Source organism: Enterobacter sp. kpr-6 (genome assembly GCF_900116015.1).
In the GTDB taxonomy this organism is placed as follows: domain Bacteria; phylum Pseudomonadota; class Gammaproteobacteria; order Enterobacterales; family Enterobacteriaceae; genus Enterobacter_D.
Genome location: NZ_FOYH01000001.1, coordinates 502,128 through 527,211 on the forward strand (window position 1 = coordinate 502,128; position 25,084 = coordinate 527,211).

Annotated in this window: 18 protein-coding genes and 1 pseudogene; 15 read left to right on the top strand and 4 right to left on the bottom strand. The window is 55.5% G+C overall.

All coding sequences use genetic code 11. The features are described 5' to 3' along the window. Positions 1 to 27 precede the first annotated feature (27 nt). The 8 genes and pseudogenes from ihfB (at position 28) to BM373_RS02340 (ending at position 8,889) form a co-directional block, all read left to right on the top strand. The gene (ihfB, locus tag BM373_RS02300; protein ID WP_090458982.1) at positions 28 to 315 is read left to right on the top strand and encodes an integration host factor subunit beta; all 288 of its coding nucleotides are present in this window, start codon (positions 28 to 30) and stop codon (positions 313 to 315) included. Positions 316 to 572: 257 nt separating this feature from the next. Further along, positions 573 to 2,845: pseudogene (locus tag BM373_RS02310) on the top strand (ComEC family protein). Positions 2,846 to 2,881: 36 nt separating this feature from the next. Next, positions 2,882 to 4,630 carry a lipid A ABC transporter ATP-binding protein/permease MsbA gene (msbA, locus tag BM373_RS02315; protein ID WP_090458989.1) on the top strand — a complete coding sequence of 583 codons (1,749 nt, stop codon included), beginning with the start codon at positions 2,882 to 2,884 and terminating at the stop codon, positions 4,628 to 4,630. Then, positions 4,627 to 5,610 (top strand): tetraacyldisaccharide 4'-kinase, encoded by a 984-nt coding sequence (lpxK, locus tag BM373_RS02320; protein WP_090458992.1) that lies wholly within the window; start codon positions 4,627 to 4,629, stop codon positions 5,608 to 5,610. Before msbA ends, lpxK begins: the two co-directional genes overlap by 4 nt. Positions 5,611 to 5,645: 35 nt before the next feature. Next, on the top strand, positions 5,646 to 6,875 hold the full coding sequence (locus BM373_RS02325) for a winged helix-turn-helix domain-containing protein (protein ID WP_090458994.1): 1,230 nt from the start codon (positions 5,646 to 5,648) through the stop codon (positions 6,873 to 6,875). A gap of 54 nt (positions 6,876 to 6,929) precedes the next feature. After that, a complete protein-coding gene (locus BM373_RS02330; protein WP_090458996.1) occupies positions 6,930 to 7,112 on the top strand; it encodes a Trm112 family protein in 183 nt (60 codons plus the stop codon). Beyond that, positions 7,109 to 7,855, top strand: a complete 747-nt coding sequence (gene kdsB / locus BM373_RS02335) for a 3-deoxy-manno-octulosonate cytidylyltransferase (RefSeq protein WP_090458999.1) — start codon at positions 7,109 to 7,111, stop codon at positions 7,853 to 7,855. Before BM373_RS02330 ends, kdsB begins: the two co-directional genes overlap by 4 nt. A 128-nt stretch (positions 7,856 to 7,983) precedes the next feature. Next, positions 7,984 to 8,889 (top strand): YcbJ family phosphotransferase, encoded by a 906-nt coding sequence (locus tag BM373_RS02340; RefSeq protein ID WP_090459002.1) that lies wholly within the window; start codon positions 7,984 to 7,986, stop codon positions 8,887 to 8,889. Here BM373_RS02340 and elyC read toward each other — a convergent pair. Beyond that, a complete protein-coding gene (gene elyC, locus BM373_RS02345; RefSeq protein ID WP_090459965.1) occupies positions 8,854 to 9,633 on the bottom strand; it encodes an envelope biogenesis factor ElyC in 780 nt (259 codons plus the stop codon). The two genes, BM373_RS02340 and elyC, sit on opposite strands and share 36 nt — an antisense overlap. A gap of 118 nt (positions 9,634 to 9,751) precedes the next feature. Between elyC and cmoM the strand changes: the two genes are divergently transcribed. The 7 genes from cmoM to BM373_RS02385 all read left to right on the top strand — a co-directional run bounded on the left by cmoM (position 9,752) and on the right by BM373_RS02385 (position 20,445). Beyond that, positions 9,752 to 10,531, top strand: coding sequence for a tRNA uridine 5-oxyacetic acid(34) methyltransferase CmoM (cmoM, locus tag BM373_RS02350; RefSeq protein WP_090459004.1), 780 nt, complete (start codon positions 9,752 to 9,754; stop codon positions 10,529 to 10,531). Positions 10,532 to 10,534: 3 nt separating this feature from the next. Beyond that, positions 10,535 to 11,857: a chromosome partition protein MukF gene (mukF, locus tag BM373_RS02355; protein ID WP_090459006.1), complete on the top strand. Its 1,323-nt coding sequence runs from the start codon at positions 10,535 to 10,537 to the stop codon at positions 11,855 to 11,857. Beyond that, complete coding sequence (gene mukE, locus BM373_RS02360; protein ID WP_090459009.1) at positions 11,838 to 12,542, top strand: chromosome partition protein MukE; 705 nt, start codon at positions 11,838 to 11,840, stop codon at positions 12,540 to 12,542. Before mukF ends, mukE begins: the two co-directional genes overlap by 20 nt. Next, positions 12,542 to 16,996 carry a chromosome partition protein MukB gene (gene mukB, locus BM373_RS02365; RefSeq protein WP_090459012.1) on the top strand — a complete coding sequence of 1,485 codons (4,455 nt, stop codon included), beginning with the start codon at positions 12,542 to 12,544 and terminating at the stop codon, positions 16,994 to 16,996. The genes mukE and mukB overlap by 1 nt, the downstream gene beginning before the upstream one ends. 184 nt (positions 16,997 to 17,180) lie before the next feature. Beyond that, positions 17,181 to 19,043, top strand: coding sequence for a L,D-transpeptidase (gene ldtD / locus BM373_RS02370; RefSeq protein WP_090459014.1), 1,863 nt, complete (start codon positions 17,181 to 17,183; stop codon positions 19,041 to 19,043). 181 nt (positions 19,044 to 19,224) lie between these two features. After that, the gene (locus BM373_RS02380; RefSeq protein WP_090459967.1) at positions 19,225 to 19,776 is read left to right on the top strand and encodes a peptidoglycan L,D-endopeptidase MepK; all 552 of its coding nucleotides are present in this window, start codon (positions 19,225 to 19,227) and stop codon (positions 19,774 to 19,776) included. Between the two features lie 21 nt (positions 19,777 to 19,797). Further along, entirely contained in the window at positions 19,798 to 20,445 is a 648-nt protein-coding gene (locus BM373_RS02385) for an MBL fold metallo-hydrolase (protein WP_090459016.1), read from the top strand. An 80-nt stretch (positions 20,446 to 20,525) separates the two neighbouring features. On the opposite strand, the gene BM373_RS02390 is transcribed toward BM373_RS02385, so the two are convergent. The 3 genes from BM373_RS02390 to asnS all read right to left on the bottom strand — a co-directional run bounded on the left by BM373_RS02390 (position 20,526) and on the right by asnS (position 25,034). Further along, positions 20,526 to 21,716, bottom strand: coding sequence for an amino acid aminotransferase (locus tag BM373_RS02390; protein WP_090459020.1), 1,191 nt, complete (start codon positions 21,714 to 21,716; stop codon positions 20,526 to 20,528). Positions 21,717 to 21,901: 185 nt separating this feature from the next. Further along, the gene (locus BM373_RS02395; RefSeq protein WP_090459022.1) at positions 21,902 to 23,035 is read right to left on the bottom strand and encodes a porin; all 1,134 of its coding nucleotides are present in this window, start codon (positions 23,033 to 23,035) and stop codon (positions 21,902 to 21,904) included. Between the two features lie 598 nt (positions 23,036 to 23,633). After that, the gene (asnS, locus tag BM373_RS02400) at positions 23,634 to 25,034 is read right to left on the bottom strand and encodes an asparagine--tRNA ligase (RefSeq protein ID WP_090459025.1); all 1,401 of its coding nucleotides are present in this window, start codon (positions 25,032 to 25,034) and stop codon (positions 23,634 to 23,636) included. Positions 25,035 to 25,084: the final 50 nt, after the last annotated feature.

Sequence of the window (25,084 nt, forward strand, 5' to 3'; positions counted from 1 at the left end):
TTCCTTACTGAGGAAACCGGAGGAATCATGACCAAGTCAGAATTGATTGAAAGACTTGCCACTCAGCAATCGCACATCCCGGCCAAAGCCGTAGAAGATGCGGTAAAAGAGATGCTGGAGCATATGGCCTCGACCCTTGCAGAGGGTGAGCGTATTGAGATCCGCGGTTTCGGCAGTTTCTCTCTGCATTATCGTGCACCTCGCACCGGGCGTAACCCAAAGACAGGCGACAAAGTGGATCTGGAAGGCAAATATGTCCCGCACTTTAAGCCAGGTAAAGAATTACGCGACCGCGCCAACATTTATGAAGATTGAGTTTTGCGGCTTTCAGGCAAAACTTGATTATTAAAAAGAGCACCCACTGTGGTGCTTTTTTTATGCCTGCTATTCCGTATCGGCTGTTATCTCCGCCTGCCACCGTGTAATGCTGTCCTTTTTGAAGACGCCTCGCATTTTTCTGATAGTGCTCAGGCTCTTGCTTAAAAACTTCCCGGCCATGGCCGAAGAACCGATAAATCCCGCCCGACATTCGACGCTGTTTTGCGCACACTGCCTGAAACAAGGAGGATGGAATGAACGTGCCGGGAATTGCATTATGTTCACTCATTGCCGCATTACCGCTGCTATGGCTACCTGCGCTACCCGATCTGGGGTGGGTAATTGCCATGGTGTTTTGTGGTTTTGTGGTTGCGTGCTGGGAAGTTTTTCGTCTCTTTCGGTACGTTACATTGGTCTTGGGCTGCTTTTTGTCGCCTGGGCACTTCTCGCCGCGCTGGAAGCCGTCTGGCCTGCACAAACGTTGTCCGGCACACAGGTACAGGCAGAGGTGCAGCTTGTCGCCACGGATAATGCCACCACGCACCGGGCCATCATTGAACGACTAAACGGGCAGCGATTATTCCCCCGGCCCGGCATCATTCTGTATGGCGAGTATCTGCCGCAGGCGGCGTGTGCAGGCCAGCGCTGGGCAATGACGCTGAATGTTCGTGCGGTACACGGTCAGCTCAATGAAGGCGGCTTTGACACTCAACGTTATGCGCTGACCACGCATCAGCCGCTTACCGGGCGATTAATTGAGGCGACTGTACTGGACGCAGGTTGCAGCCTGAGGGCAAATTTTCTGGCCTCCTACACATCAAGCCTCAGCGCCTTGCCCTGGCATGCGGTTATGCTGGCGCTGGGAATGGGCGAGCGCAGCGTGCTGGATGCAGAGGTCAAAGCGATCATGCGACAAACCGGCACCGCTCATTTGATGGCGATTTCTGGTTTACATATCGCGCTGGCCGCGATGCTGGGCTGGTTATTTGTACGCGGCGTGCAGTTTTTTCTGCCGGTACGCTGGATTAACTGGCGTCTGCCGCTTGTGGCGGGCGTGGTGCTCGCTGCCGGTTATGCCTGGCTCACAGGGTTGCAGCCACCCGCACTGCGTACGGCTGCATCACTTGCCGTATGGGGGGCATTACGTCTGTCAGGACGCCAGTGGAGCGCGTGGCAGGTATGGTTGTGCTGCGTGGCGGGGATTGTCTTTATCGATCCGCTTGCCATGCTGTCAGAGAGCTTATGGCTTTCAGCTTTTGCCGTGGCAGGGCTGATATTCTGGTACCAGTGGTTTCCGGTTCCGGTATTTCGCGGCGGGAAAATAGTGCGCAGCCTGGTCAGTCTCATTCACCTGCAGGCGGGAATGATGGTGCTGCTCCTGCCGTTACAGGTCATGCTGTTTCACGGCATCAGTCTTACGTCGCTGGTCGCAAATCTGGTGGCCGTTCCGCTGGTGACATTCGTGACGGTGCCGCTCATTCTGCTGAGTATGCTGCTCCATCTCAGCGGCCCCGTTATGTTTGAAACCAGCGCCATGTATCTGGCGGATCGCACCCTGGCGATACTTTTCTGGTTTTTACGCCAGTTACCCGACGGCTGGTACAGCGTTGACCAGCGCTGGCAATGGCTCACCTGTGCACCCTGGCTGCTGATTGTCTTCTGGCGACTGAGTGCCTGGCAGCGTATGCCGTATCTCTGCACGGCAACGCTTATGCTGTTAATGCAGCCACTCTGGAAGACCACACCTGCCGATCGCTGGTCGGTGCATATGCTGGACGTGGGGCAGGGACTGGCGATGGTCATTTCCCGCAATAACAAAGCGATCCTTTATGACACCGGACTCGCCTGGCCGGGTGGCGACAGCGCGCAGCAGCTGATTACACCCTGGCTGCGCTGGCACAACCTGCAACCAGAAGGGATCATTCTCAGTCATGAGCATCTCGATCACCGGGGTGGATTGAATACGCTAATGAAAGACTGGCCGGATCTTTGGGTGCGTAGCCCTTTGGGTTGGGCCGGGCATCAGCCCTGTTTTCGCGGTCAGCGCTGGAACTGGCAGGGGCTGACCTTCACCGTGCACTGGCCTCTCGCTGGGACAGTAGCGAGCGGGAACAATCGTTCCTGCGTGGTTAAAGTCGAGGAGGGCAACAACAGCATCCTGCTGACGGGAGATATTGAAATCCATGCCGAACTCGCCATGCTGAGTCATTACTGGCAGCATCTTCAGGCTACACTTATCCAGGTGCCGCATCATGGCAGCCGGTCGTCATCCTCTTTGCCGCTCCTGCAGCGGGTTAATGGGCGTGCTGCGCTGGCATCAGCATCGCGCTATAACGCGTGGCGACTGCCTTCCGCAAAGGTGACGCAGCGCTACAAACATCAGGGCTATGAATGGTTAGATACCCCACATCAGGGGCAGATAACGGTAAACTTTTCACCACAAGGCTGGGAAATCCTGAGCTTACGAGATCAAGTTTTCCCGCGTTGGTATCATCAGTGGTTTGGCGTACATAAATATAACGGGTAGAATATGCGGCTATTTCAACAAGTGCTGGTTTTTTGAATGCATAACGACAAAGATCTCTCCACGTGGCAAACATTCCGCCGTCTCTGGCCAATGATTGCACCTTTTAAAGCAGGTCTGCTCGTGGCGGGCGTCGCGTTAATCCTTAACGCAGCCAGCGATACCTTCATGCTATCGCTTCTCAAGCCCTTACTGGATGAAGGCTTTGGTAAAACTGACCGCTCAGTGCTGCTTTGGATGCCGCTGGTGGTTATCGGGCTGATGATTTTACGGGGTATTACCAGTTACATTTCCAGCTACTGCATCTCCTGGGTTTCCGGCAAAGTGGTGATGACCATGCGTCGCCGCCTGTTCAGCCATATGATGGGGATGCCCGTTTCGTTTTTTGATAAGCAGTCCACTGGCACCTTGCTCTCCCGAATCACCTACGATTCCGAGCAGGTTGCTTCGTCGTCTTCCGGCGCACTGATAACCGTTGTGCGTGAAGGTGCGTCGATCATCGGCTTATTTGTGCTGATGTTTTATTACAGCTGGCAACTGTCGATCATCCTGATCGTGTTAGCACCGATTGTCTCTATCGCGATCCGCGTTGTGTCGAAGCGTTTTCGTAATATCAGCAAAAGCATGCAGAACACGATGGGGCAGGTTACTACCAGCGCCGAGCAGATGCTGAAAGGGCATAAAGAAGTGCTCATTTTTGGCGGGCAGGGCGTGGAAGCTAATCGCTTTGATAAGGTGAGTAATAAGATGCGTCTGCAGGGCATGAAAATGGTCTCTGCATCGTCTATTTCCGATCCTGTCATTCAGCTTATCGCTTCACTGGCACTGGCGTTTGTGCTCTATGCCGCCAGCTTCCCGGCCGTCATGGAAACCTTAACGGCCGGTACCATCACCGTGGTGTTCTCCTCCATGATCGCCCTGATGCGCCCGTTGAAGTCGCTGACCAACGTTAACGCCCAGTTCCAGCGCGGGATGGCCGCCTGTCAGACGCTGTTCGCCATTCTGGATAGCGAGCAGGAAAAAGACGAAGGCACGCGCCAGATTGATCGTGCTAAAGGTGATATTGAGTTCCGTAACGTGACCTTCACCTATCCGGGCCGTGACGCCCCGGCGCTGCGTAATATCGATTTAACCATTCCGGCGGGTAAAACCGTGGCGCTGGTTGGCCGTTCCGGCTCCGGTAAGTCCACCATGGCGAGTCTGATCACGCGTTTTTATGACATCGACCAGGGCGAAATCCTGCTTGATGGTCACGATCTGCGCGAATACACGCTGGCCTCGCTGCGCAATCAGGTGGCGCTGGTGTCACAGAATGTCCATCTGTTCAACGACACGGTGGCAAATAACATTGCCTATGCCCGTACGGAAGAGTACAGCCGTGAGCAGATCGAAAAAGCGGCGCGCATGGCCTATGCCATGGACTTTATCAATAAGATGGATAACGGTCTGGATACCATCATTGGTGAAAACGGCGTCCTGCTCTCTGGCGGTCAGCGTCAGCGTATTGCTATCGCCCGTGCGCTACTGCGCGACAGCCCGATCCTGATTCTGGATGAAGCAACGTCGGCACTGGATACCGAGTCCGAACGCGCGATCCAGTCAGCACTTGATGAGTTGCAGAAAAACCGCACCTCAATGGTGATTGCTCACCGCCTCTCCACCATTGAACAGGCCGATGAGATCGTAGTGGTCGAAGACGGGCGCATCGTGGAGCGTGGCAGCCACACCGAACTGCTGGCGCATCGCGGCGTTTACGCGCAGCTACACAAGATGCAGTTTGGCGAATGATCGCCCGCATCTGGTCAGGTGAGTCGCCGCTCTGGCGACTCTTGCTTCCGCTCTCCTGGCTCTATGGCCTGGTGAGCGGCGCAATCCGCCTGAGTTACCGGCTTGGACTAAAAAAAGCCTGGCGTGCACCGGTACCGGTCGTGGTGGTGGGGAATCTCACCGCGGGCGGCAACGGTAAAACGCCGGTGGTGATCTGGCTGGTGGAACAGCTTCAGCAGAGGGGCGTGCGAGTTGGCGTTGTCTCGCGCGGTTACGGTGGCAAAGCCGAACGGTATCCGTTGTTGCTAGCGCCGGAAACCACGACTGACCAGGCCGGGGATGAGCCGGTCTTAATTTATCAGCGCACCCGTGCGCCGGTGGCCGTTTCTCCCGACAGGTGCGAGGCGGTACAGGCAATTCTGGCGCAGCATGACGTTCAGCTCATCATTACCGACGACGGGTTACAGCATTACCGTCTGGCCCGTGACAAAGAGATTGTGGTCATCGACGGCGTTCGTCGTTTTGGTAACGGCTGGTGGTTACCTGCCGGGCCGATGCGCGAACGCGCGTCCCGCCTGCGTACCGTTGATGCGGTTATCACCAACGGCGGAATAGCCAAACCGGGAGAGATCCCGATGCGTCTGCAACCGGGTCTGGCGATTAACCTGAAAAGCGGCGAGCGCCGTGAAGTCGTCACGCTGCCGCATGTGGTCGCGATGGCGGGCATCGGTCATCCTCCCCGTTTTTTTAACACGCTGGCGGAATGCGGCGTACAGGTCGAGAAATGCATCGCGCTCGCCGATCACCAGGCACTCAGTAAAGCACAGGTTAGCGGCTTTACAGGCCCTGGTCAGACGCTGGTAATGACCGAGAAAGATGCGGTCAAATGCCGGGCTTTTGCCGACGAACACTGGTGGTATCTGCCGGTTGATGCCCAACTCGCGGGCGACAAGCCCGAACAGCTTCTTCAGGAACTGCTTACGCTGGCGCGCGGACGGTAGCATTTCCCGGCGCGTTATTGACAACAGGAACCTCTATGTCCGTACCGCACCTCTCACTTGCTGCTGCTCGCCGCTTACACCTTGCTGCTCAGGGGCTGCTTAAAAAGCCCCGCCGTCGCGCCCGTCCTGCCGATATTCTCAGTACCATCAGCCAGATGTCGCTGCTGCAAATTGACACCATTAATATCGTGGCGCGAAGCCCCTATTTAGTGCTGTTCAGCCGCCTTGGGGATTACCCGCAGCACTGGCTTGACGAGGCATTACGCAACGGCGATCTGATGGAATACTGGGCGCATGAGGCCTGCTTTTTACCGCGCAGTGATTTTGCTTTAGTGCGCCATCGTATGCTGGCCCCGGAAAATATGGGCTGGAAATATCGCAGCGCATGGATGGCTGAGCATGATGAGGAGATTGCAAAGCTCATCGCGCATATTGAACAAAACGGACCGGTACGCTCGGCAGATTTTGCGCATCCGCGTAAAGGAGCCAGCGGCTGGTGGGACTGGAAACCGCATAAACGCCATCTGGAAGGGTTATTCACCGCCGGAAAAGTGATGGTCGTTGAGCGGCGCAATTTCCAGCGCGTTTACGATCTCACCCATCGCGTGATGCCGCACTGGGATGATGAGCGCGATATGCTCACCCAGGTGGAAGCCGAAACCCGGATGCTGGAAAACAGCGCCCGCAGCCTGGGACTGTTTCGCCCACAATGGCTGGCCGACTACTACCGCCTGCGCCAGCCCGCGATGCCGGGGCTACTGGCACGCTTACAGGAAGAACAAAAAATTATCCCGGTGAGCGTCGATGAGTTAGGTCCGGCCTGGGTACATGCTTCCCTGGCTGCGGAACTCACCCAGGCAGTCGAGGGTAAACTTACCGCCACCCACAGCGCAGTGCTGTCGCCATTCGACCCGGTGGTCTGGGATCGCAAACGCGCCGAACAACTGTTTAACTTCAGCTATCGGCTGGAGTGCTACACCCCTGCGCCTAAGCGTCAGTATGGCTATTTCGTTCTGCCGCTGCTGCATGCCGGTCAACTGGTCGGGCGAATGGATGCCAAAATGCACCGTAAAGAGGGCGTGCTGGAGATCATCGCGCTGTATCTTGAAGCGGGCGTCAGGCCGACAACCGCGCTTGAAGGCGGCCTGAAATCCGCCATCAGCGAATTTGCCCGCTGGCAACATGCGACGCGTGTAGTGCTAAAACACCTCCCGGACGGGCTCTTCGCCGCCGAGCGGTCAGGCTGGGAAATTGACTCGGCCTGAGAAACGATTATGGTAAACTTCAGTCATATCTCATCCGTTCCATTGGGAGGAACTATGGATCACCGTCAGCTTGAAATCATTGCCTGCCCGGTTTGCACCGGTAAGCTCTACTACAGTCAGGATAAGCAAGAGCTTATCTGTAAAATCGACAGCCTCGCTTTCCCGGTGCGTGAAGGCATTCCGGTGCTACTGGAAAACGAAGCCCGTTCGCTGACTGCGGAAGAGAGCCATCCATGAGTTTTGTCGTCATTATTCCCGCCCGTTATGCTTCCACCCGTTTGCCGGGTAAACCGCTGGTGGATATCAACGGCAAACCGATGGTGGTGCATGTGCTGGAGCGCGCCCGTGAATCCGGGGCCGAACGCATTATTGTGGCAACCGATCATGAAGACGTGGCGCGGGCGGTGGAAGCCGCAGGCGGCGAAGTCTGCATGACCCGCGTTGATCATCAGTCCGGCACCGAGCGTCTGGCGGAAGTGATTGAAAAATGCGGCTTTGATGACGACACCGTGATCGTTAACGTTCAGGGTGACGAGCCGATGATCCCACCTGCCATTATTCGTCAGGTTGCGGAAAATCTGGCGCAGCGGCAGGTTGGGATGGCGACGCTGGCTGTTCCCATCCATAGCGCGGAAGAAGCGTTTAATCCGAATGCCGTCAAAGTCGTGATGGACGCGCAGGGCTATGCGCTGTACTTCTCGCGCGCGACCATTCCCTGGGATCGCGACCGCTTTGCTCAAAGCCGTGAAGCGATTGGCGACACCTTCCTTCGTCACATTGGTATTTACGGTTATCGCGCCGGATTTATCCGTCGCTACGTGACCTGGCAGCCGAGCCAGCTTGAGCAGATTGAAATGCTCGAACAGCTTCGCGTGCTGTGGTACGGCGAGAAAATTCACGTTGACGTGGCGCACGTAGTGCCGGGTACCGGCGTGGATACCCCGGAAGATTTGGCCCGCGTTCGTGCTGAATTGATCTGACCTTCCATCCCCTCCATCCCGGAGGGGAGCAAAATTTCGTTATCTCATTTTGTTTTGATCTCATCCAGGTGACAACGACGTGACAGACGCCCATTATGAAAGCAGTAGTCTTTCTGAGGGTAATCTGAATGGAACAACTGCGTGCTGAACTAAGCCATCTGCTGGGCGAAAAGCTGAGCCGTGTCGAGTGCGTGAATGAGAAAGCGGATACCGCACTCTGGTCGCTGTATGACAGCCGTGGCAACGCGATGCCGCTGCTGGCCAGAAGCTATACCACGCCGGGGCTGGCGCAGCAGATGGCCTGGAAAATATCGATGCTGGCGCGCAGCGGCACGGTGCGTATGCCGGTGGTTTATGGCGTGATGACGCATGAAGAACACCCCGGACCGGATGTGCTGTTAATGGAGCGGTTACGCGGCGTTTCAGTAGAAGCCCCGGCCAGAGCACCGGAGCGCTGGGAGCAACTTAAAGATCAGATTGTCGAAGCCCTGTTAGGCTGGCACCGTCAGGACAGCCACGGTTGCGTTGGCGTCGTGGACAGCACGCAGGAAAATATCTGGCCGTCCTGGTACCGCCAGCGCGTCGAAGTGCTGTGGAACACGCTTAACCAGTTCAAAAACACCGGCCTGACAATGCAAAACAAACGCATTCTGTTCCGCACCCGTGAATGCCTGCCCGCGTTGTTTGATGGCTTTAATGACAACTGTGTGCTGGTGCACGGCAATTTTAAACTGCGCAGCATGTTGAAAGACGCCCGCAGCGATCAGCTTCTCGCCATGGTCGGCCCCGGCGTGATGCTGTGGGCACCGCGCGAATATGAGCTTTTCCGGCTGTGTGAAAGCGATTATGCCGAAAGCCTGCTCTGGCATTACCTCCAGCGCGCGCCGGTAGCGGAATCCTTTATCTGGCGGCGCTGGGTGTACACGCTGTGGGATGAAGTGGCGCATCTGGTCAACACCGGTCAGTTCAACCGCGCCCGCTTCGATCTGGCCTCGAAATCACTCCTTCCCTGGCTCTCCGGCAGTACCTTTTAACCACTGCCAGATTCGCCCGAGCGTTTCATACCCCACCCGGTCGCTGTGCATCAGCCAGACCGGGGAGGGGATGATGCGCTCCCACGGATTTAACGGTGAGGCAATCGCCAGTTGATTGGCGGGGGCAGGGAGGGGATGCAGGCCCGCCTGCTGGAAGAAAATCATCGCGCGTGGCAGGTGTGAAGCCGACGTCACCAGCAGGAAAGGGACATCGCCAATCGCCTGTTTTACCGCCGCCGCTTCCTCTTCGGTGTCTCTCGCCGTATCCAGCGTCAGGATCTCGCTGCGCGGAACGCCGAGCGTTTCAGCCACCCGCGCGCCCGCTTCAGCGGTGCTAACCGGATTGGTGCTGGCCGCCGCGCCGGTAAAAATCATCTTCGCGCCGGGATTCAGTCGCCACAACCGCACCGCTTCATTCAGACGCGGCAAACTGTTGTTGATCAGATTCGAACTGGGTGCCCACGCGTCATTCCAGGTGTAACCGCCACCCAGAACCACAATTGCGTTGACCCGCTGTTCGCCCCGCCAGGTAGGGTACGTATCTTCAATAGGTTTTAGCAGCCCGTCAGCGACAGGTTGCAGGCTTAACAGCAGCAAAACCAGCCAGCTTGCGCTCACCATTGTTTTGCCGGTTTTCTGGTAACGGGAAAACCAGATGAGAAGAAGGCCGAGACCCATTAATAAAAGCAATAACGGCAGAGGGAGAATGAAACCACCAATATATTTTTTCAGGGTAAAAAACACCGCATCCGTCTCCTTTTTAACCATACAGCCAGGGAATTCCGGCGATATTACACCAGATGGGTTCCTTCTGGGCGCGGCTGTGACAAAATAGCGGTTTTGCCAGGATCGCGGGGTAGGCATGCAGGATCGCAATTTCGATGACATCGCGGATAAATTCTCCCGCAACATTTACGGCACGACCAAGGGCCGGTTGCGGCAGGCGATTTTATGGCAGGATCTTGATGCCCTGCTCGAAAAGAGCGGTTCGCAGCCGCTGCGGATCCTGGATGCAGGCGGCGGGGAAGGGCAGACGGCAATCAAAATGGCGCAGCGTGGTCATCATGTTACCCTGTGCGATGTTTCGGCTGAAATGATTGCCCGCGCTAAGGCCGCAGCCGAGGCGGAAGGTGTGAGCGACAACATGCATTTTATCCAGTGCGCCGCTCAGGATATATCCCGCCATTTGGAAACCCCCGTTGATCTGATATTGTTTCACGCGGTGCTGGAATGGGTAGCGGAACCGTTAATCGCCCTGCAAGCGTTGTGGTCAACGCTGCGTGAGGGCGGCACATTATCGCTGATGTTCTATAACGCCCACGGACTGTTGATGCGTAACATGGTGGTCGGCAACTTCGATTATGTGCAACTCGGTATGCCGAAGAAGAAAAGGCGTACGCTTTCACCCAATTACCCGCGCGATCCCGCCGAAGTGTACCGCTGGCTTGAAGCGATCGGCTGGCAGATCACCGGTAAAACGGGCGTGCGGGTGTTCCACGATTATCTGCGTGACAAACAGCATCAACGCGACTGTTTTGACATGCTGGTTGAATTAGAGACGCGCTATTGCCGTCAGGAGCCTTACATCAGTCTTGGCCGCTATATACACGTGACCGCGCTAAAGCCGCAGGTGCAAGGATAAACGATGAGTGAATTTTCTCAGACAGTACCCGAACTGGTAGCCTGGGCCAGAAAGAACGATTTTTCTATTGCCCTGCCGGTCGACAGGCTGTCATTCCTGCTCGCCGTCGCCACGCTCAACGGTGAGCGTCTGGATGGCGAAATGAGCGAAGGAGAACTGGTGGACGCATTCCGCCACGTCAGTGATGCGTTTGAGCAAAGCAGCGAAACCATTAACGTGCGCGCCAACAACGCAATCAACGATATGGTGCGTCAGCGTCTGCTGAACCGCTTTACCAGCGAACAGGCCGAAGGCAACGCCATTTACCGACTTACGCCGTTGGGCATGGGGATCACCGATTACTACATTCGCCAGCGCGAGTTTTCCACGCTGCGTCTCTCCATGCAGCTTTCCATCGTCGCCGCCGAATTAAAACGCGCGGCCGATGCCGCCGGTGAAGGCGGTGATGAATTCCACTGGCACCGCAACGTCTATGCGCCACTGAAATATTCGGTAGCGGAAATCTTCGACAGCATCGATCTGACGCAGCGCATCATGGATGAGCAACAGCAACTGGTAAAAGACGACATCGCCCAGCTGCTTAACAAAGACTGGCGCGCGGCGATCTCCAGCTGTGAACTTTTACTGTCAGAAACCTCCGGTACACTGCGCGAGTTGCAGGACACCCTGGAAGCCGCAGGCGATAAACTGCAGGCCCATTTGCTGCAAATCCAGGAAGCAACCCTGACGCGCAACGATCTGGAGTTTGTCGATCGGCTGGTCTTTGAGCTGCAAAGCAAGCTCGATCGCATTATCAGCTGGGGCCAGCAGGCTATCGATCTGTGGATTGGCTATGACCGTCACGTGCATAAATTTATTCGTACCGCCATCGATATGGATAAAAACCGCGTCTTTGCCCAGCGTTTGCGCCAGTCGGTACAATCCTACTTCGACGCGCCGTGGGCGCTGACCTACGCCAGCGCTGACAGGCTGTACGATATGCGCGATGAAGAGATGACGCTGCGCGATGAAGAAGTGACCGGTGAACTGCCGCCGGATCTGGAATTTGAAGAATTTAATGAAATCCGCGAGCAGCTCGCCGCGATGATCGAAGCGCAACTGGAAGTCTATAAAACCAGACAAGTGCCACTCGATCTCGGCCTCGTGGTACGCGAGTATCTGACGCAATATCCGCGCACGCGTCACTTTGACGTCGCGCGCATAGTGGTCGATCAGGCGGTACGCCTCGGCGTGGCGCAAAAAGATTTCACCGGTCTGCCGCCAGAGTGGCAGGCGATTAACGATTACGGAGCCAGGGTACAGGCGCATGTCATTGACAAGTATTGAAAAAGTGATGCCAGTTAAACTGGCACAGGCGTTGGCGAATCCGTTATTTCCCGCGCTGGACAGCGCACTGCGTGCTGGTCGCCACATTGGTCTGGATGAACTGGATAATCATGTCTTTTTAATGGATTTTCAGGAGTATCTGGAAGAGTTTTACGCGCGCTATAACGTCGAGCTTATCCGCGCCCCGGAAGGTTTCTTCTATCTGCGCCCGCGTTCAACCACGCTCATCCCGCGCTCGGTGCTGTCCGAACTCGACATGATGGTCGGCAAAATTCTCTGCTACCTCTATCTCAGCCCGGAGCGTCTGGCTAACGAAGGCATCTTCAGTCAGCAGGAGCTGTACGACGAACTGCTGTCACTGGCCGATGAAATGAAACTGCTGAAACTGGTGAACAACCGTTCCACCGGTTCCGATGTGGATCGGCAGAAATTGCAGGAAAAAGTGCGTTCTTCCTTAAATCGCCTGCGTCGCCTCGGCATGATCTGGTTTATGGGTAACGACAGCAGCAAGTTTCGCATCAACGAATCGGTGTTCCGCTTTGGTGCGGATGTGCGCAGCGGCGACGATCCGCGTGAAGCGCAGCGCCGCCTGATCCGTGATGGTGAAGCGATGCAGATTGATAACAATCTCCAGCTTAATGATGAGCAGGAAGAGACTCAACCGGATGGAGGGGAGGAAGAATAATGATTGATCGCGGTAAATTTCGCTCACTCACGCTGATTAACTGGAACGGCTTTTTTGCCCGCACCTTTGACCTCGACGAGCTGGTGACCACGCTCTCCGGCGGTAACGGTGCCGGTAAATCCACCACCATGGCGGCGTTCGTCACGGCGCTGATCCCGGATCTGACGCTGCTGCATTTCCGTAACACCACCGAAGCGGGCGCGACCAGCGGTTCGCGCGACAAAGGGCTGCACGGCAAACTGAAAGCGGGCGTCTGCTATTCAGTGCTGGATGTGATGAACTCACGTCACCAGCGCGTAGTGGTCGGCGTGCGCCTGCAACAGGTTGCCGGGCGCGATCGGAAAGTCGATATCAAACCTTTTGCTATTCAGGGCCTGCCGACGTCCATCCAGCCGACGCAGTTGTTAACTGAAACCCTGAACGACCGCCAGGCGCGCGTGGTATCGCTGAACGAGCTAAAAGAGAAGCTCGACGAGATGGAAGGGGTGCAGTTCAAGCAGTTTAACTCCATCACCGATTACCACTCGCTGATGTTCGATTTAGGCATTGTCGCCCGCCGTCTTCGCTCGGCATCGGACCGCAGCAAGTTCTACCGCCTGATTGAGGCCTCGCTGTACGGCGGGATCTCCAGCGCCATCACCCGCTCACTGCGCGACTATTTGCTGCCGGAAAACAGCGGCGTGCGTAAAGCCTTCCAGGATATGGAAGCGGCGCTGCGCGAAAACCGTCTGACGCTGGAGGCCATTCGCGTCACCCAGTCGGACAGGGATCTCTTTAAGCACCTGATTTCAGAGGCCACCAACTACGTGGCGTCTGACTATATGCGTCATGCCAACGAGCGCCGCATTCATCTCGATCAGGCGCTGACACTGCGCCGCGAGCTGTTTACCTCCCGCCAGCAACTGTCGGCGGAGCAGTATAAGCACGTCGATATGGCGCGCGAACTGTCGGAGCACGCCGGAGCGGAAGGGGATCTGGAAGCGGATTACCAGGCGGCCAGCGATCACCTGAACCTGGTGCAAACCGCGCTGCGTCAGCAGGAAAAAATCGAGCGCTATGAAGCGGATCTCGACGAGCTGCAAATCCGTCTCGAAGAACAGAACGAAGTGGTGGCAGAAGCCGCCGACATGCAGGAAGAGAACGAAGCCCGCGCCGAAGCCGCCGAACTGGAAGTGGATGAGCTGAAAAGCCAGCTTGCCAACTATCAGCAGGCGCTGGACGTGCAGCAGACCCGCGCCATTCAGTACAGCCAGGCGTTGCAGGCGTTACAGCGCGCCCGCGAGCTGTGCCATCTGCCGGATCTGACGGCGGAAAGCGCCGACGAATGGCTGGAAACCTTCCAGGCCAAAGAGCAGGAAGCGACTGAAAAACTGCTGATGCTCGATCAGAAAATGAGCGTCGCGCAGACCGCGCACAGCCAGTTTGAACAGGCGTATCAACTGGTGGCGGCCATCAACGGCCCGCTGGCACGTGACGAGGCCTGGAGCGTGGCGCGTGAATTGCTGCGCGACGGCGTTAACCAGCGCCATCTGGCGGAACAGGTCCAGCCGCTGCGTATGCGTCTGAACGAGCTGGAACAGCGTCTGCGCGAGCAGCAGGATGCCGAACGCCTGCTGGCCGATTTCTGCAAACGCCACGGCAAAAACGTTGAGGCCGACGAGCTGGAAGCGCTGCATCACCAGCTTGAAGCGCAAATCGCCGCGCTGTCGGACACCGTTTCCAGTGCCGGGGAACAGCGCATGGCGCTGCGTCAGGAACTGGAGCAGTTGCAGTCGCGCATTCAGCTATTAATGAAGCGCGCTCCGGTGTGGCTGGCGGCGCAGAACAGTCTTTCGCAACTGTGCGATCAGACGGGCGAAGCATTCGAAACCAGCCAGGACGTGACCGAGTACCTGCAACAGTTGCTGGAGCGCGAGCGCGAAGCCATTGTTGAACGCGATGAAGTTGGTGCGCGCAAGCGGGCGGTCGATGATGAAATTGAACGTTTAAGCCAGCCGGGTGGCTCGGAAGATCCGCGTCTGAATACGCTGGCGGAACGTTTTGGTGGCGTGCTGCTGTCAGAAATTTATGACGATGTAAGCCTCGAAGACGCGCCTTATTATTCTGCGCTGTACGGCCCGTCGCGCCACGCGATTGTGGTGCCGGATCTGTCGCTGATCACCGAACAACTGGAAGGGCTGGACGACTGCCCGGAAGATCTCTATCTCATTGAGGGCGATCCGCAGTCGTTTGATGACAGCGTGTTTGGCGTCGACGAACTGGAAAAAGCGGTGATCGTCAAAGTCGCCGACCGCCAGTGGCGTTACTCGCGCTTCCCGGCGTTGCCGCTGTTTGGCCGTGCCGCGCGTGAAAGCCGTATCGAAAGCCTGCATGCCGAGCGCGAAACGCTGTCCGAACGCTTTGCCACGCTCTCGTTTGACGTGCAGAAAACCCAGCGTCTGCACCAGGCGTTCAGCCGCTTTATCGGCAGCCATATTGGTGTGGCGTTTGAAGACGATCCGGAAGCGGAGATCCGCAAACTCAACAGTCGTCGCGGTGAGCTTGAGCGCAGTCTGAACACCCATGAAAACGACAATCAGCAAAGCCGCGCGCAGTTCGAGCAGGCGAAAGAGGGTGTCAGCATCCTCAACCGTCTGTTGCCGCGCGTCAGCCTGCTGGCCGATGAAACATTAGCTGACCGGGCTGATGAAATTCGTGAGCGTCTGGACGAAGCCCAGGAAGCGGCACGGTTTATTCAGCAGTTTGGCAATCAACTGGCGAAACTGGAACCGGTGGTCAGCGTGCTGCAAAGCGACCCGGAACAGTACGAGCAGTTAAAAGAAGATTACGCGTATTCGCAGCAGGTGCAGCGCGATGCACGTCAGCAGGCGTTTGCGCTGATCGAAGTGGTCCAGCGCCGCGCGCACTTCAGCTACAGCGATTCGGCGGATATGCTCACCGGCAACAGCGATCTCAACGAGAAGCTGCGCCAGCGCCTGGAGCAGGCGGAAGGTGAACGTACCCGCGCCCGTGAAGCGATGCGCAGCCACGCGGCACAACTGAGCCAGTACAGCCAGGTGCAGGCGTCGCTGAAAAGCTCGTATGACACCAAAAAAGAGCTGCTTAACGATCTGCACAAAGAGTTGCAGGACATCGGTGTGCGTGCCGACAGCGGCGCGGAAGAGCGGGCGCGGATTCGTCGTGACGAACTCCATGCCCAGCTTTCCGGTAACCGCTCGCGCCGTAATCAGCTTGAAAAAGCCCTTACGCTGTGTGAATCGGAGATGACGAACCTGACGCGCCGACTCAAACATCTGGAACGCGATTACTTCGCCATGCGTGAGCAGGTGGTGACGTCGAAAGCAGGCTGGTGCGCGGTGATGCGCATGGTGAAAGACAATGGCGTGGAGCGCCGTCTGCACCGTCGCGAGCTGGCGTATCTCTCCGCCGATGAATTGCGTTCGATGTCGGATAAGGCGCTCGGCGCGCTGCGTCTGGCGGTGGCGGATAACGAACACCTGCGCGATGTGCTGCGCATGTCGGAAGATCCGAAGCGGCCTGAGCGTAAAATTCAGTTCTTCGTGGCGGTTTACCAGCATCTGCGCGAACGTATTCGCCAGGACATTATCCGCACTGACGACCCGGTCGAAGCCATCGAGCAGATGGAAATTGAACTGAGTCGCCTGACTGAAGAACTGACTTCCCGCGAGAAGACGCTGGCGATCAGCTCCCGCAGCGCGGCGAACATCATCCGCAAAACGATCCAGCGCGAACAGAACCGTATCCGTCAGCTCAACCAGGGCCTGCAGAGCGTTTCCTTCGGCCAGGTGAACAGCGTGCGGCTGAATGTGAACGTGCGGGAAACCCACGCCACGCTGCTGAACGTGCTCTCTGAACAGCACGAGCAGCATCAGGATCTGTTTAACAGCAACCGCCTGACCTTCTCGGAGGCGCTGGCGAAACTTTATCAGCGTCTGAATCCGCACATCGATATGGGGCAGCGCACGCCGCAAACCATCGGTGAGGAACTGCTGGACTACCGCAACTATCTGGAGATGGAAGTGGAAGTTAATCGTGGTTCCGACGGCTGGCTGCGCGCGGAATCTGGCGCGCTGTCGACCGGGGAAGCGATCGGTACCGGGATGTCGATTCTGGTGATGGTGGTGCAGAGCTGGGAAGATGAAGCCCGACGCCTGCGCGGTAAAGACATTTCGCCGTGCCGTCTGCTGTTCCTCGATGAAGCGGCGCGTCTGGATGCCCGCTCTATCGCCACGCTGTTTGAGTTGTGCGAGCGCCTTGAAATGCAGCTGATCATCGCGGCACCGGAAAACATCAGCCCGGAAAAAGGCACCACCTATAAACTGGTGCGTAAGGTGTTTAACAATCAGGAACATGTGCATGTGGTGGGGCTGCGCGGATTTGCGCCTCAGTTGCCGGAACCGTTGCCCGGTGAAACACAGGCCACCGCGTCCTGACAAACGCTGAATAAAAAGGGTGGCATTTTTGCCACCCTTTTCTTTTTCATAAAAATCGCCATAAGCCATTCCGCTTCTTTAAAGTTCTTTACATTTGGATGGGCAAATGTTTTTTAGTCTTTATATACTGATTAAACGTAACGCGTTAATTGATGCGTTAAAGATAAAAAGCAGGGGGCAAGGGATGATGCTAAAGAAAAGAAATGGTCGCAGAATGTCCGCACTCAGTTTGTGCCTGGCATTCGCGTTTGCTCCGCTGTTTAACGCCCTGGCCGATGAGCCTGAAGTGGTGCCTTCTGACAGTTCGGCAACGACGGGCGCGCAGCCGACGACGCTGTCGCAGCCGCTTGCACAGTCGCATGCGACGGCGGTAATGGCCGGGCTGGAAACGCTGCCTGACGGTGCGCTTGCCAGCAGCCGCAGCACGCTGACGGCAGAATTGCCTGCCGGTTATACACCTGTCTATATGAATCAGCTCGTTGCCCTGTATGCCGCCCGTGAGCAAAAGCCGATGTGGGACGATCGTGAAGCGGTGAAAGCCTTCCAGCAGCAACTGGCTGAAGTGGCGATTGCTGGCTTCCAGCCGCAGTTTACCGCCTGGGTTGAATTACTGACCGATCCGGCAGTGACCGGTATGGCGCGTGACGTGGTGCTGTCGGACGCAATGATGGGGTATCTGCAATTTGTTGCCGGTATCCCGGTCAAAGGCAATACCTGGCTCTACAGCAGCAAACCTTACGCCATGGCGACGCCCCCGCTTTCAGTCACTAACCAGTGGCAGCTGGCGCTGGATAACAATACGTTGCCGGCATTCATTGCCCGCCTGACGCCGCAGCATGACCAGTATGCCCTGATGCACAGTTCGCTGTTAAAGCTGGTGGCAGATACCCAACCCTGGCCGCAGTTAACCGGTACGGCGACGCTGCGCCCTGGCCAGTGGAGTAATGACGTGGCGGCGCTGCGGGAAATCCTTCAGCGTACCGGGATGCTGGACGACGGCCCTGACATTGCGCTACCGGGCGATGACGCATCGGATGGCGTGGTGGTGAGCCCGTCGGCGGTGAGCGTGACCGATACTGCGGCTAACGAACCCACGCCCGTTCAGCGCGCGAAGAAAGCAAAGCCGGTGACCGCCGTGCGCAGCGCCTACAACAAAGAACTGGTCGAAGGGGTGAAGCGCTTTCAGGCCTGGCAGGGGCTGGGTGCAGATGGAGTAATTGGGCAATCCACGCGCGAGGCGCTGAACGTCTCCTCCGCACAGCGCGCGGGCGTACTGGCACTCAACATTCAGCGTTTGCGCCTGCTGCCGGGGAAAGTTTCAACCGGCATTATGGTGAATATTCCGGCCTATTCGCTGGTCTATTACCAGCAGGGTAATCAGGTGCTGGCTTCCCGCGTCATTGTCGGGCGACCGGATCGTAAAACGCCGATGATGAGCAGCGCGCTCAATAACGTGGTGGTGAACCCGCCGTGGAACGTGCCGCCGACGCTGGCACGCAAAGATATTCTGCCAAAGGTATGGAACGATCCGGGCTATCTGGAACGCCACGGTTATACCGTGCTGCGTGGCTGGAACAGTAAAGAAGCGATCGATCCGTGGAATGTCGACTGGGGCACCATTACGCCATCCAATCTGCCGTTCCGCTTCCAGCAGGCACCGGGGGCGACCAACTCGCTGGGGCGCTATAAATTCAATATGCCGAGTTCCGATGCTATCTATCTGCACGATACGCCGAACCATAATCTGTTCCAGAAAGATGCGCGCGCGTTGAGTTCCGGCTGTGTCAGGGTTAACAAAGCCTCTGAACTGGCCAATATGCTGCTGTCAGATGCCGGGTGGAACGATACGCGGATTTCCGACGCGTTACGCCAGGGCGATACCCGTTACGTGAATATTCGCCATAACATTCCGGTGAATCTCTATTACCTCACCGCCTTCGTCGGTGCAGACGGGCGTATGCAGTATCGTACAGATATTTACAATTACGATCTCACCGCGCGATCGGGCGCACAAATCCTCACAAAAGCTGAACAATTAATCAGGTAAATGAAGCAGTTCGGAATTGTCCGATGTCGTAGTACCGGGCAGAAACAGGTCTTAGAAGCATAAGCGCCTGTTTCTGTCGGGGGGAGGCCACCTTGACGCAGGCAGCATTGCCCGGTAAGGTGCCTTTCGTGCGCCAGAAGTGCATAAATTACGCAACTTTTTACCTGTAGACCTGATTATCATGGATAAATTTGACGCTAATCGCCGCAAACTGCTGGCGTTAGGTGGCGTTGCCCTTGGGGCGGCTGTCATCTTACCTACGCCTGCACTTGCGACACTCTCCACCCCACGCCCACGTATTTTGACGCTCAATAACCTGCATACCGGTGAGACGATCAAAGCACAGTTTTTTGATGGACGGGGCTATATTCAGGATGAATTAGCAAAGCTTAACCATTTCTTCCGCGATTACCGCGCGAATAAGGTTAAATCCATCGATCCTAAACTGTTCGATCAGCTGTTTCGTTTGCAGGGGCTTCTCGGCACGCGCAAACCGGTACAGCTAATCTCTGGCTATCGTTCCCTCGATACCAACAATGAGCTTCGCGCTCACAGCCGCGGTGTGGCGAAGAAAAGCTACCACACCAAAGGTCAGGCAATGGATTTCCACATTGAAGGGATTTCCTTAAGCAATATTCGCAAAGCCGCGTTATCTCTGCGCTCGGGTGGTGTAGGATATTACCCAAGTAGCAACTTTGTGCATATTGATACCGGGCCGGTTCGGCACTGGTAAGCCTAACTACACAGGAGCTGTATGAACTATCGTATTATTCCGGTTACCGCCTTCTCTCAGAACTGTTCTTTAATCTGGTGCGAAGAAACACGGCAGGCAGCGGTTGTCGATCCTGGCGGTGATGCAGAGAAAATCAAACAGGAAGTGGACAGCCTCGGCGTAACACTGACGCAGATTTTACTCACCCATGGTCATCTTGATCATGTGGGTGCCGCCGCAGAACTGGCGCAGCATTATGGTGTGCCGGTGATTGGCCCGGAAAAAGAAGATGAGTTCTGGCTTCAGGGTTTACCCGCCCAGAGCCGTATGTTTGGTCTGGACGAGTGCCAGCCGTTAACGCCCGATCGCTGGCTGAGCGAAGGGGAGAGCGTTAACGTGGGGAATGTTCGTCTGGATGTACTGCACTGTCCTGGTCATACGCCGGGCCATATCGTCTTTTTTGACAACGCCTCACGTCAGCTGGTCTCAGGGGATGTGATTTTTAAAGGCGGCGTCGGACGCAGTGATTTTCCGCGCGGCGATCACGGTCAACTGATCGATTCGATTAAGCGCAAACTGCTGCCGTTAGGTGATGACGTGACATTTATTCCCGGTCACGGGCCGATGTCTACGCTCGGTAATGAGCGTCTGCACAATCCCTTCCTGCAGGACGAAATGCCGGTGTGGTAATGAAAGGTGTGGTAATGAAAAAAGGTCGCTTAAGCGACCTTTTTTATTTGTGCACGAGCCTGCAACAGTGTTGTTGTGACTTATAGCACCGCGACAATCGCTTCACATAACGGCGACATGTTATCCGGCGTCATCCCGGCGACGTTAACGCGACCGGATGCTACCGCATACACACCGAACTCTTCGCGTAGGCGCAACACCTGCTCTTTGGTCAGTCCGCTGAATGAGAACATGCCGTTTTGCTTGATGATAAAGCTGAAATCACCTTTCGCGCCTTTCTCTGCCAGCGTGTTCACAAACAGTAAGCGCATGCGCTGGATACGCTGACGCATATCGGTTAACTCCTGTTCCCAGAGCGTGCGCAGTGCTTCGTTGCTGAGAATGGTTGCCACCACAGAAGCACCGTGTGCCGGTGGGTTAGAGTAGTTTGCGCGGATGGTCGATTTCATCTGGCTAAAGGCGCGGTCAACGGTTTCAGCATCGGCTGAGACCAGCGTACAGGCACCGACGCGCTCGTTATAAAGACCGAAGTTTTTCGAGTAGGAGCTGGCAACAATCAGTTCCTGATGCAGAGCGGCAAAGGCGCGCAGGCCTTCAGCATCTTCTTCCAGACCACGGGCAAAGCCCTGATAGGCGAAGTCGAACAGTGGCAGCCAGCCTTTCTGTACTGACAGTCCGGCGAGCGTCTGCCACTGCTCAAGAGTCGGGTCGATCCCGGTTGGGTTATGGCAGCAGCCATGGAACAGCACCACGTCACCGGCCTGAGCGTCGTTCAGGCTTGCCAGCAGACCATCAAAATCCAGCGTGTGATTAGCCGCGTCATAATACGCGTACTCACACACTTCAAGACCTGCGGAGTTAAACACGCTCTTGTGGTTCGGCCAGCTCGGATTGCTCACCCAGACGCGTTTCACGTCGGTGTTTTTCGCGAGGAAATCCGCCGCCACGCGCAGTGCGCCGGTGCCGCCAGGCGTTTGCGCCGTGCGGGCGCGTTTGTCGTTGATAATGGCGCTGCCTTTACCAAACAGCAGTTCCTGGGTGCAACGGCCAAATTCTGGAATACCGTCAATGCCGAGGTAATTTTTAGTCGTTTCATTTTCCAGCAGATACTGCTCAGCTTTTTTTACGCTGGTCAGCACAGGGGTCTTGCCGGTTTCATCTTTATAAACGCCGATGCCCAGATTGATTTTAGTCGGGCGTTCATCGGCACGAAACAGATCGGCCAGGCCCAGAATAGGGTCGGCAGGGGCAGCGGTAATTTTCTCAAACATGACGAGGTTCCATTGTGGTGACAAAAGGGAAATCCGCTATCAGGTTAACGGCAGAACAGGCAAATGCCAACCGTTTGCGAGAAAAAGAAATAAGAAGAGTTCTGAAATTAGCAGCATGAATGACAGGCATAAAAAAACAGGGCCGAAGCCCTGTTTAATAAGCATATAACGAGGTTTTACCGAGATTAGAACTGGTAAGTCACACCCAGAGTAACCTGGTCTGCTGTGCCAACCCAGCTGGTCGCTGCGTCTTCGTCATCCAGCAGGTTGATACGGTAGTCGCCGTATACGTTGAAGTTTTTGTTGAAGTAGTAGTAAGTACCAACAGTCACGTATTTAGCCAGGTCGCGATCGTACTGAGCGGTGCTGCCAGCGTCTTGCAGGTCTTTGCCTTTAGACTGAACGTAAGACACGGACGGACGCAGACCGAAATCGAACTGGTACTGAGCAATCACTTCGAAGTTCTGAGTTTTGTTAGCAACGTTGTAAGCAACCAGGTCGCCGTCATCGTTGGTAGTGATGGTGTTAGAACCGGTGCTGGTGCCAACGATGCTCATGTTGCGGGTTTCAGCATACACAGCGGCCAGGTAGATGTTGTTTGCGTCATATTTCGCACCAACAGCCCACGCGTCAGCGCGATCGCCTTTACCATCTTCTTTCTGCTCAACAGTACGGTTAGCCGTGCTGTAAGAACCGATTACAGCGAAGCCTTCGCCGAATTCATAACCCAGGGAAGTACCGAAGCCGTCACCATTTGACTGACGCAGGTCACCACGGTCGTTTTTACCCTGGTACTGCAGGCCCAGGCTCAGACCGTCAACTGCACCGAAGAAATCGCTGGTGCGGTAGGTCAGGAGACCAGTAGAACGGCTGGTCATGAAGTTGTCGGTGTAACCGCCGCCCCAGGTTTCGCCAGAGAAGGACGGAGCCATATCGGTGTAGGATTCTACGTCGTATACGATGCCGTAGTTACGACCGTAGTCCAGAGAGCCAGCGTCAGCAACTTTGATACCTGCGAAAGCCAGACGAGTTACGTTGTCCTGGTTGCCTTCAGCGTTGCCCGCTTTAGTACGGTATTCCCACTGGCCGTAACCGGTAACTTGATCGTTAACCTGAGTTTCGCCTTTGAAGCCGATCTGGCCGTAAGAGGAATCTTTGTTGGAGGTGTTGTCACCAGAGGTCACAAAGCCGTGCTCGCCAACAACTTTACCGTACAGGTCCAGCTTGTTGCCGTCTTTGTTGTAAACTTCCGCGGCGTTAGCAGCACCTGCTACCAGCAGTGCAGGGATAACCACTGCCAGAATATTGCGCTTCATCATTATTTATTACCCTCATTAGGTTTTTATGAACACCTGCCACTGCTCGCAATAAATTCCGTCAATAATTATTTACGGAACTATTGATGAGAGTTTGGTGTCTCTCTGTGTCTGAGAGGCATCTTTCCATTCATGTAATCGTTTCGCTAGCCCCAAAGTGCTACAAATGTCTTAAAGCAGTAACAAAAAGAAATTATGTGTAACTAAATGTGTAATTTGAGGAACTTTGTGAACCACCTCAAATTTCCGGACTGCCTGCCTGGAAAAACAGCGCTTCCATTCCTATATATATGAATTGCTTATATTTAATGTTGATAACGGCATTTCTTATTTAGGAATCATTCTTATCTCACTTTTTCTTATAGTTGGGTTTAGCCATCCAGAATGCCGGGTATAATTATCCAAATGTGCTAATGCTTAAGACAAAACTTATCCGCAATAAACGTATGGGATAAATTTTGTACACATTTGTTTCAGGGAAATGACAATTATAAAGAAGCGAAGGAAAGGGAGTGCAGTCTAATTATGCTGAGGTTTTGTTAACAAAAGTTGACATTACGGATAATAAAAAGGGCCAGTTTGCACTGACCCTTTCTGTTTTTTAGAAGCTGGCGTTACGTGGCGTACGTGGGAACGGGATCACGTCACGAACGTTCTGAACACCGGTGACATAGGCAATCAGGCGCTCAAAGCCCAGGCCGAAGCCTGCATGTGGAACGGTGCCATAACGACGCAGATCGCGATACCACCAGTAGTCTTCTTTATTCAGACCCATTTCCGCCATGCGCGCATCGAGCACATCCAGACGCTCTTCACGCTGGGAACCGCCGATGATTTCACCGATACCCGGCGCTAACACGTCCATCGCGGCAACTGTTTTACCGTCGTCGTTAAGGCGCATGTAAAACGCTTTGATCTCTTTCGGGTAGTTCTTCATCACCACCGGGGCTTTGAAGTGTTTCTCGGCGAGATAGCGCTCGTGTTCAGAGGACAAATCCACGCCCCAGTAAACCGGGTTTTCGAATTTCTCACCGCAGTTTTCCAGAATGGTGATCGCATCGGTGTAATCCACCTGGGCGAAATCTGCCGCAACGAAACGCTCAAGGCGGGCAATAGCGTCTTTGTCCACGCGTTCAGCGAAGAATTTCAGATCGTCCATACGCTCGTTCAGTACAGCCTGGAATGCGTATTTCAGCATCGCTTCAGCCAGACGGGCGTTATCTTCCAGATCGGCAAACGCCACTTCCGGCTCTAACATCCAGAATTCCGCCAGGTGACGGCTGGTGTTGGAGTTTTCCGCACGGAAAGTCGGCCCGAAGGTGTAGATTTTAGACAGCGCACAGGCGTAGGTTTCGCCGTTAAGCTGGCCGGAAACGGTCAGGAAGGACTCTTTGCCAAAGAAATCTTTGTCGTAATCCACTTTGCCCTGATCGTTGCGCGGAAGGTTTTCCAGATCCAGTGTTGAAACACGGAACATTTCACCTGCGCCTTCGGTATCGGATGCAGTAATCAGCGGGGTAGATACCCAGAAGAAGCCCTGCTCATCAAAGAAACGGTGCAGTGCCTGCGCCAGGGTATGACGAACGCGCGCAACGGCACCAATCATGTTGGTACGCGGACGCAGGTGAGCCACTTCGCGCAGGTATTCAATGCTGTGGCGTTTCGCCGCCATCGGATAGGTATCCGGATCGTCAACCCAGCCGGTCACTTCAACGTGGGTCGCCTGAATTTCAAAACTCTGGCCCTGGCCCGGTGACGCAACAACCTGGCCGGTTACGATAACGGAGCAACCGGTGGTTAAACGCAGCACTTCTTCATTGTAATTGGGCAGAGAATTATTGATGACGGCCTGTACAGGATCAAAGCAGGAACCGTCATAGACGGCCAGGAAGGAGATGCCAGCTTTTGAATCTCGGCGGGTACGCACCCATCCGCGCACGGTGACTTCACTGTCAACGGCTACGCGGCCCTGGAGTACGTCGGCTACAGGCACAACGCTCATAATATTCTCTCTGTTAATAGTCGGGAAAAATAATCACTTGTCCGCCCAAA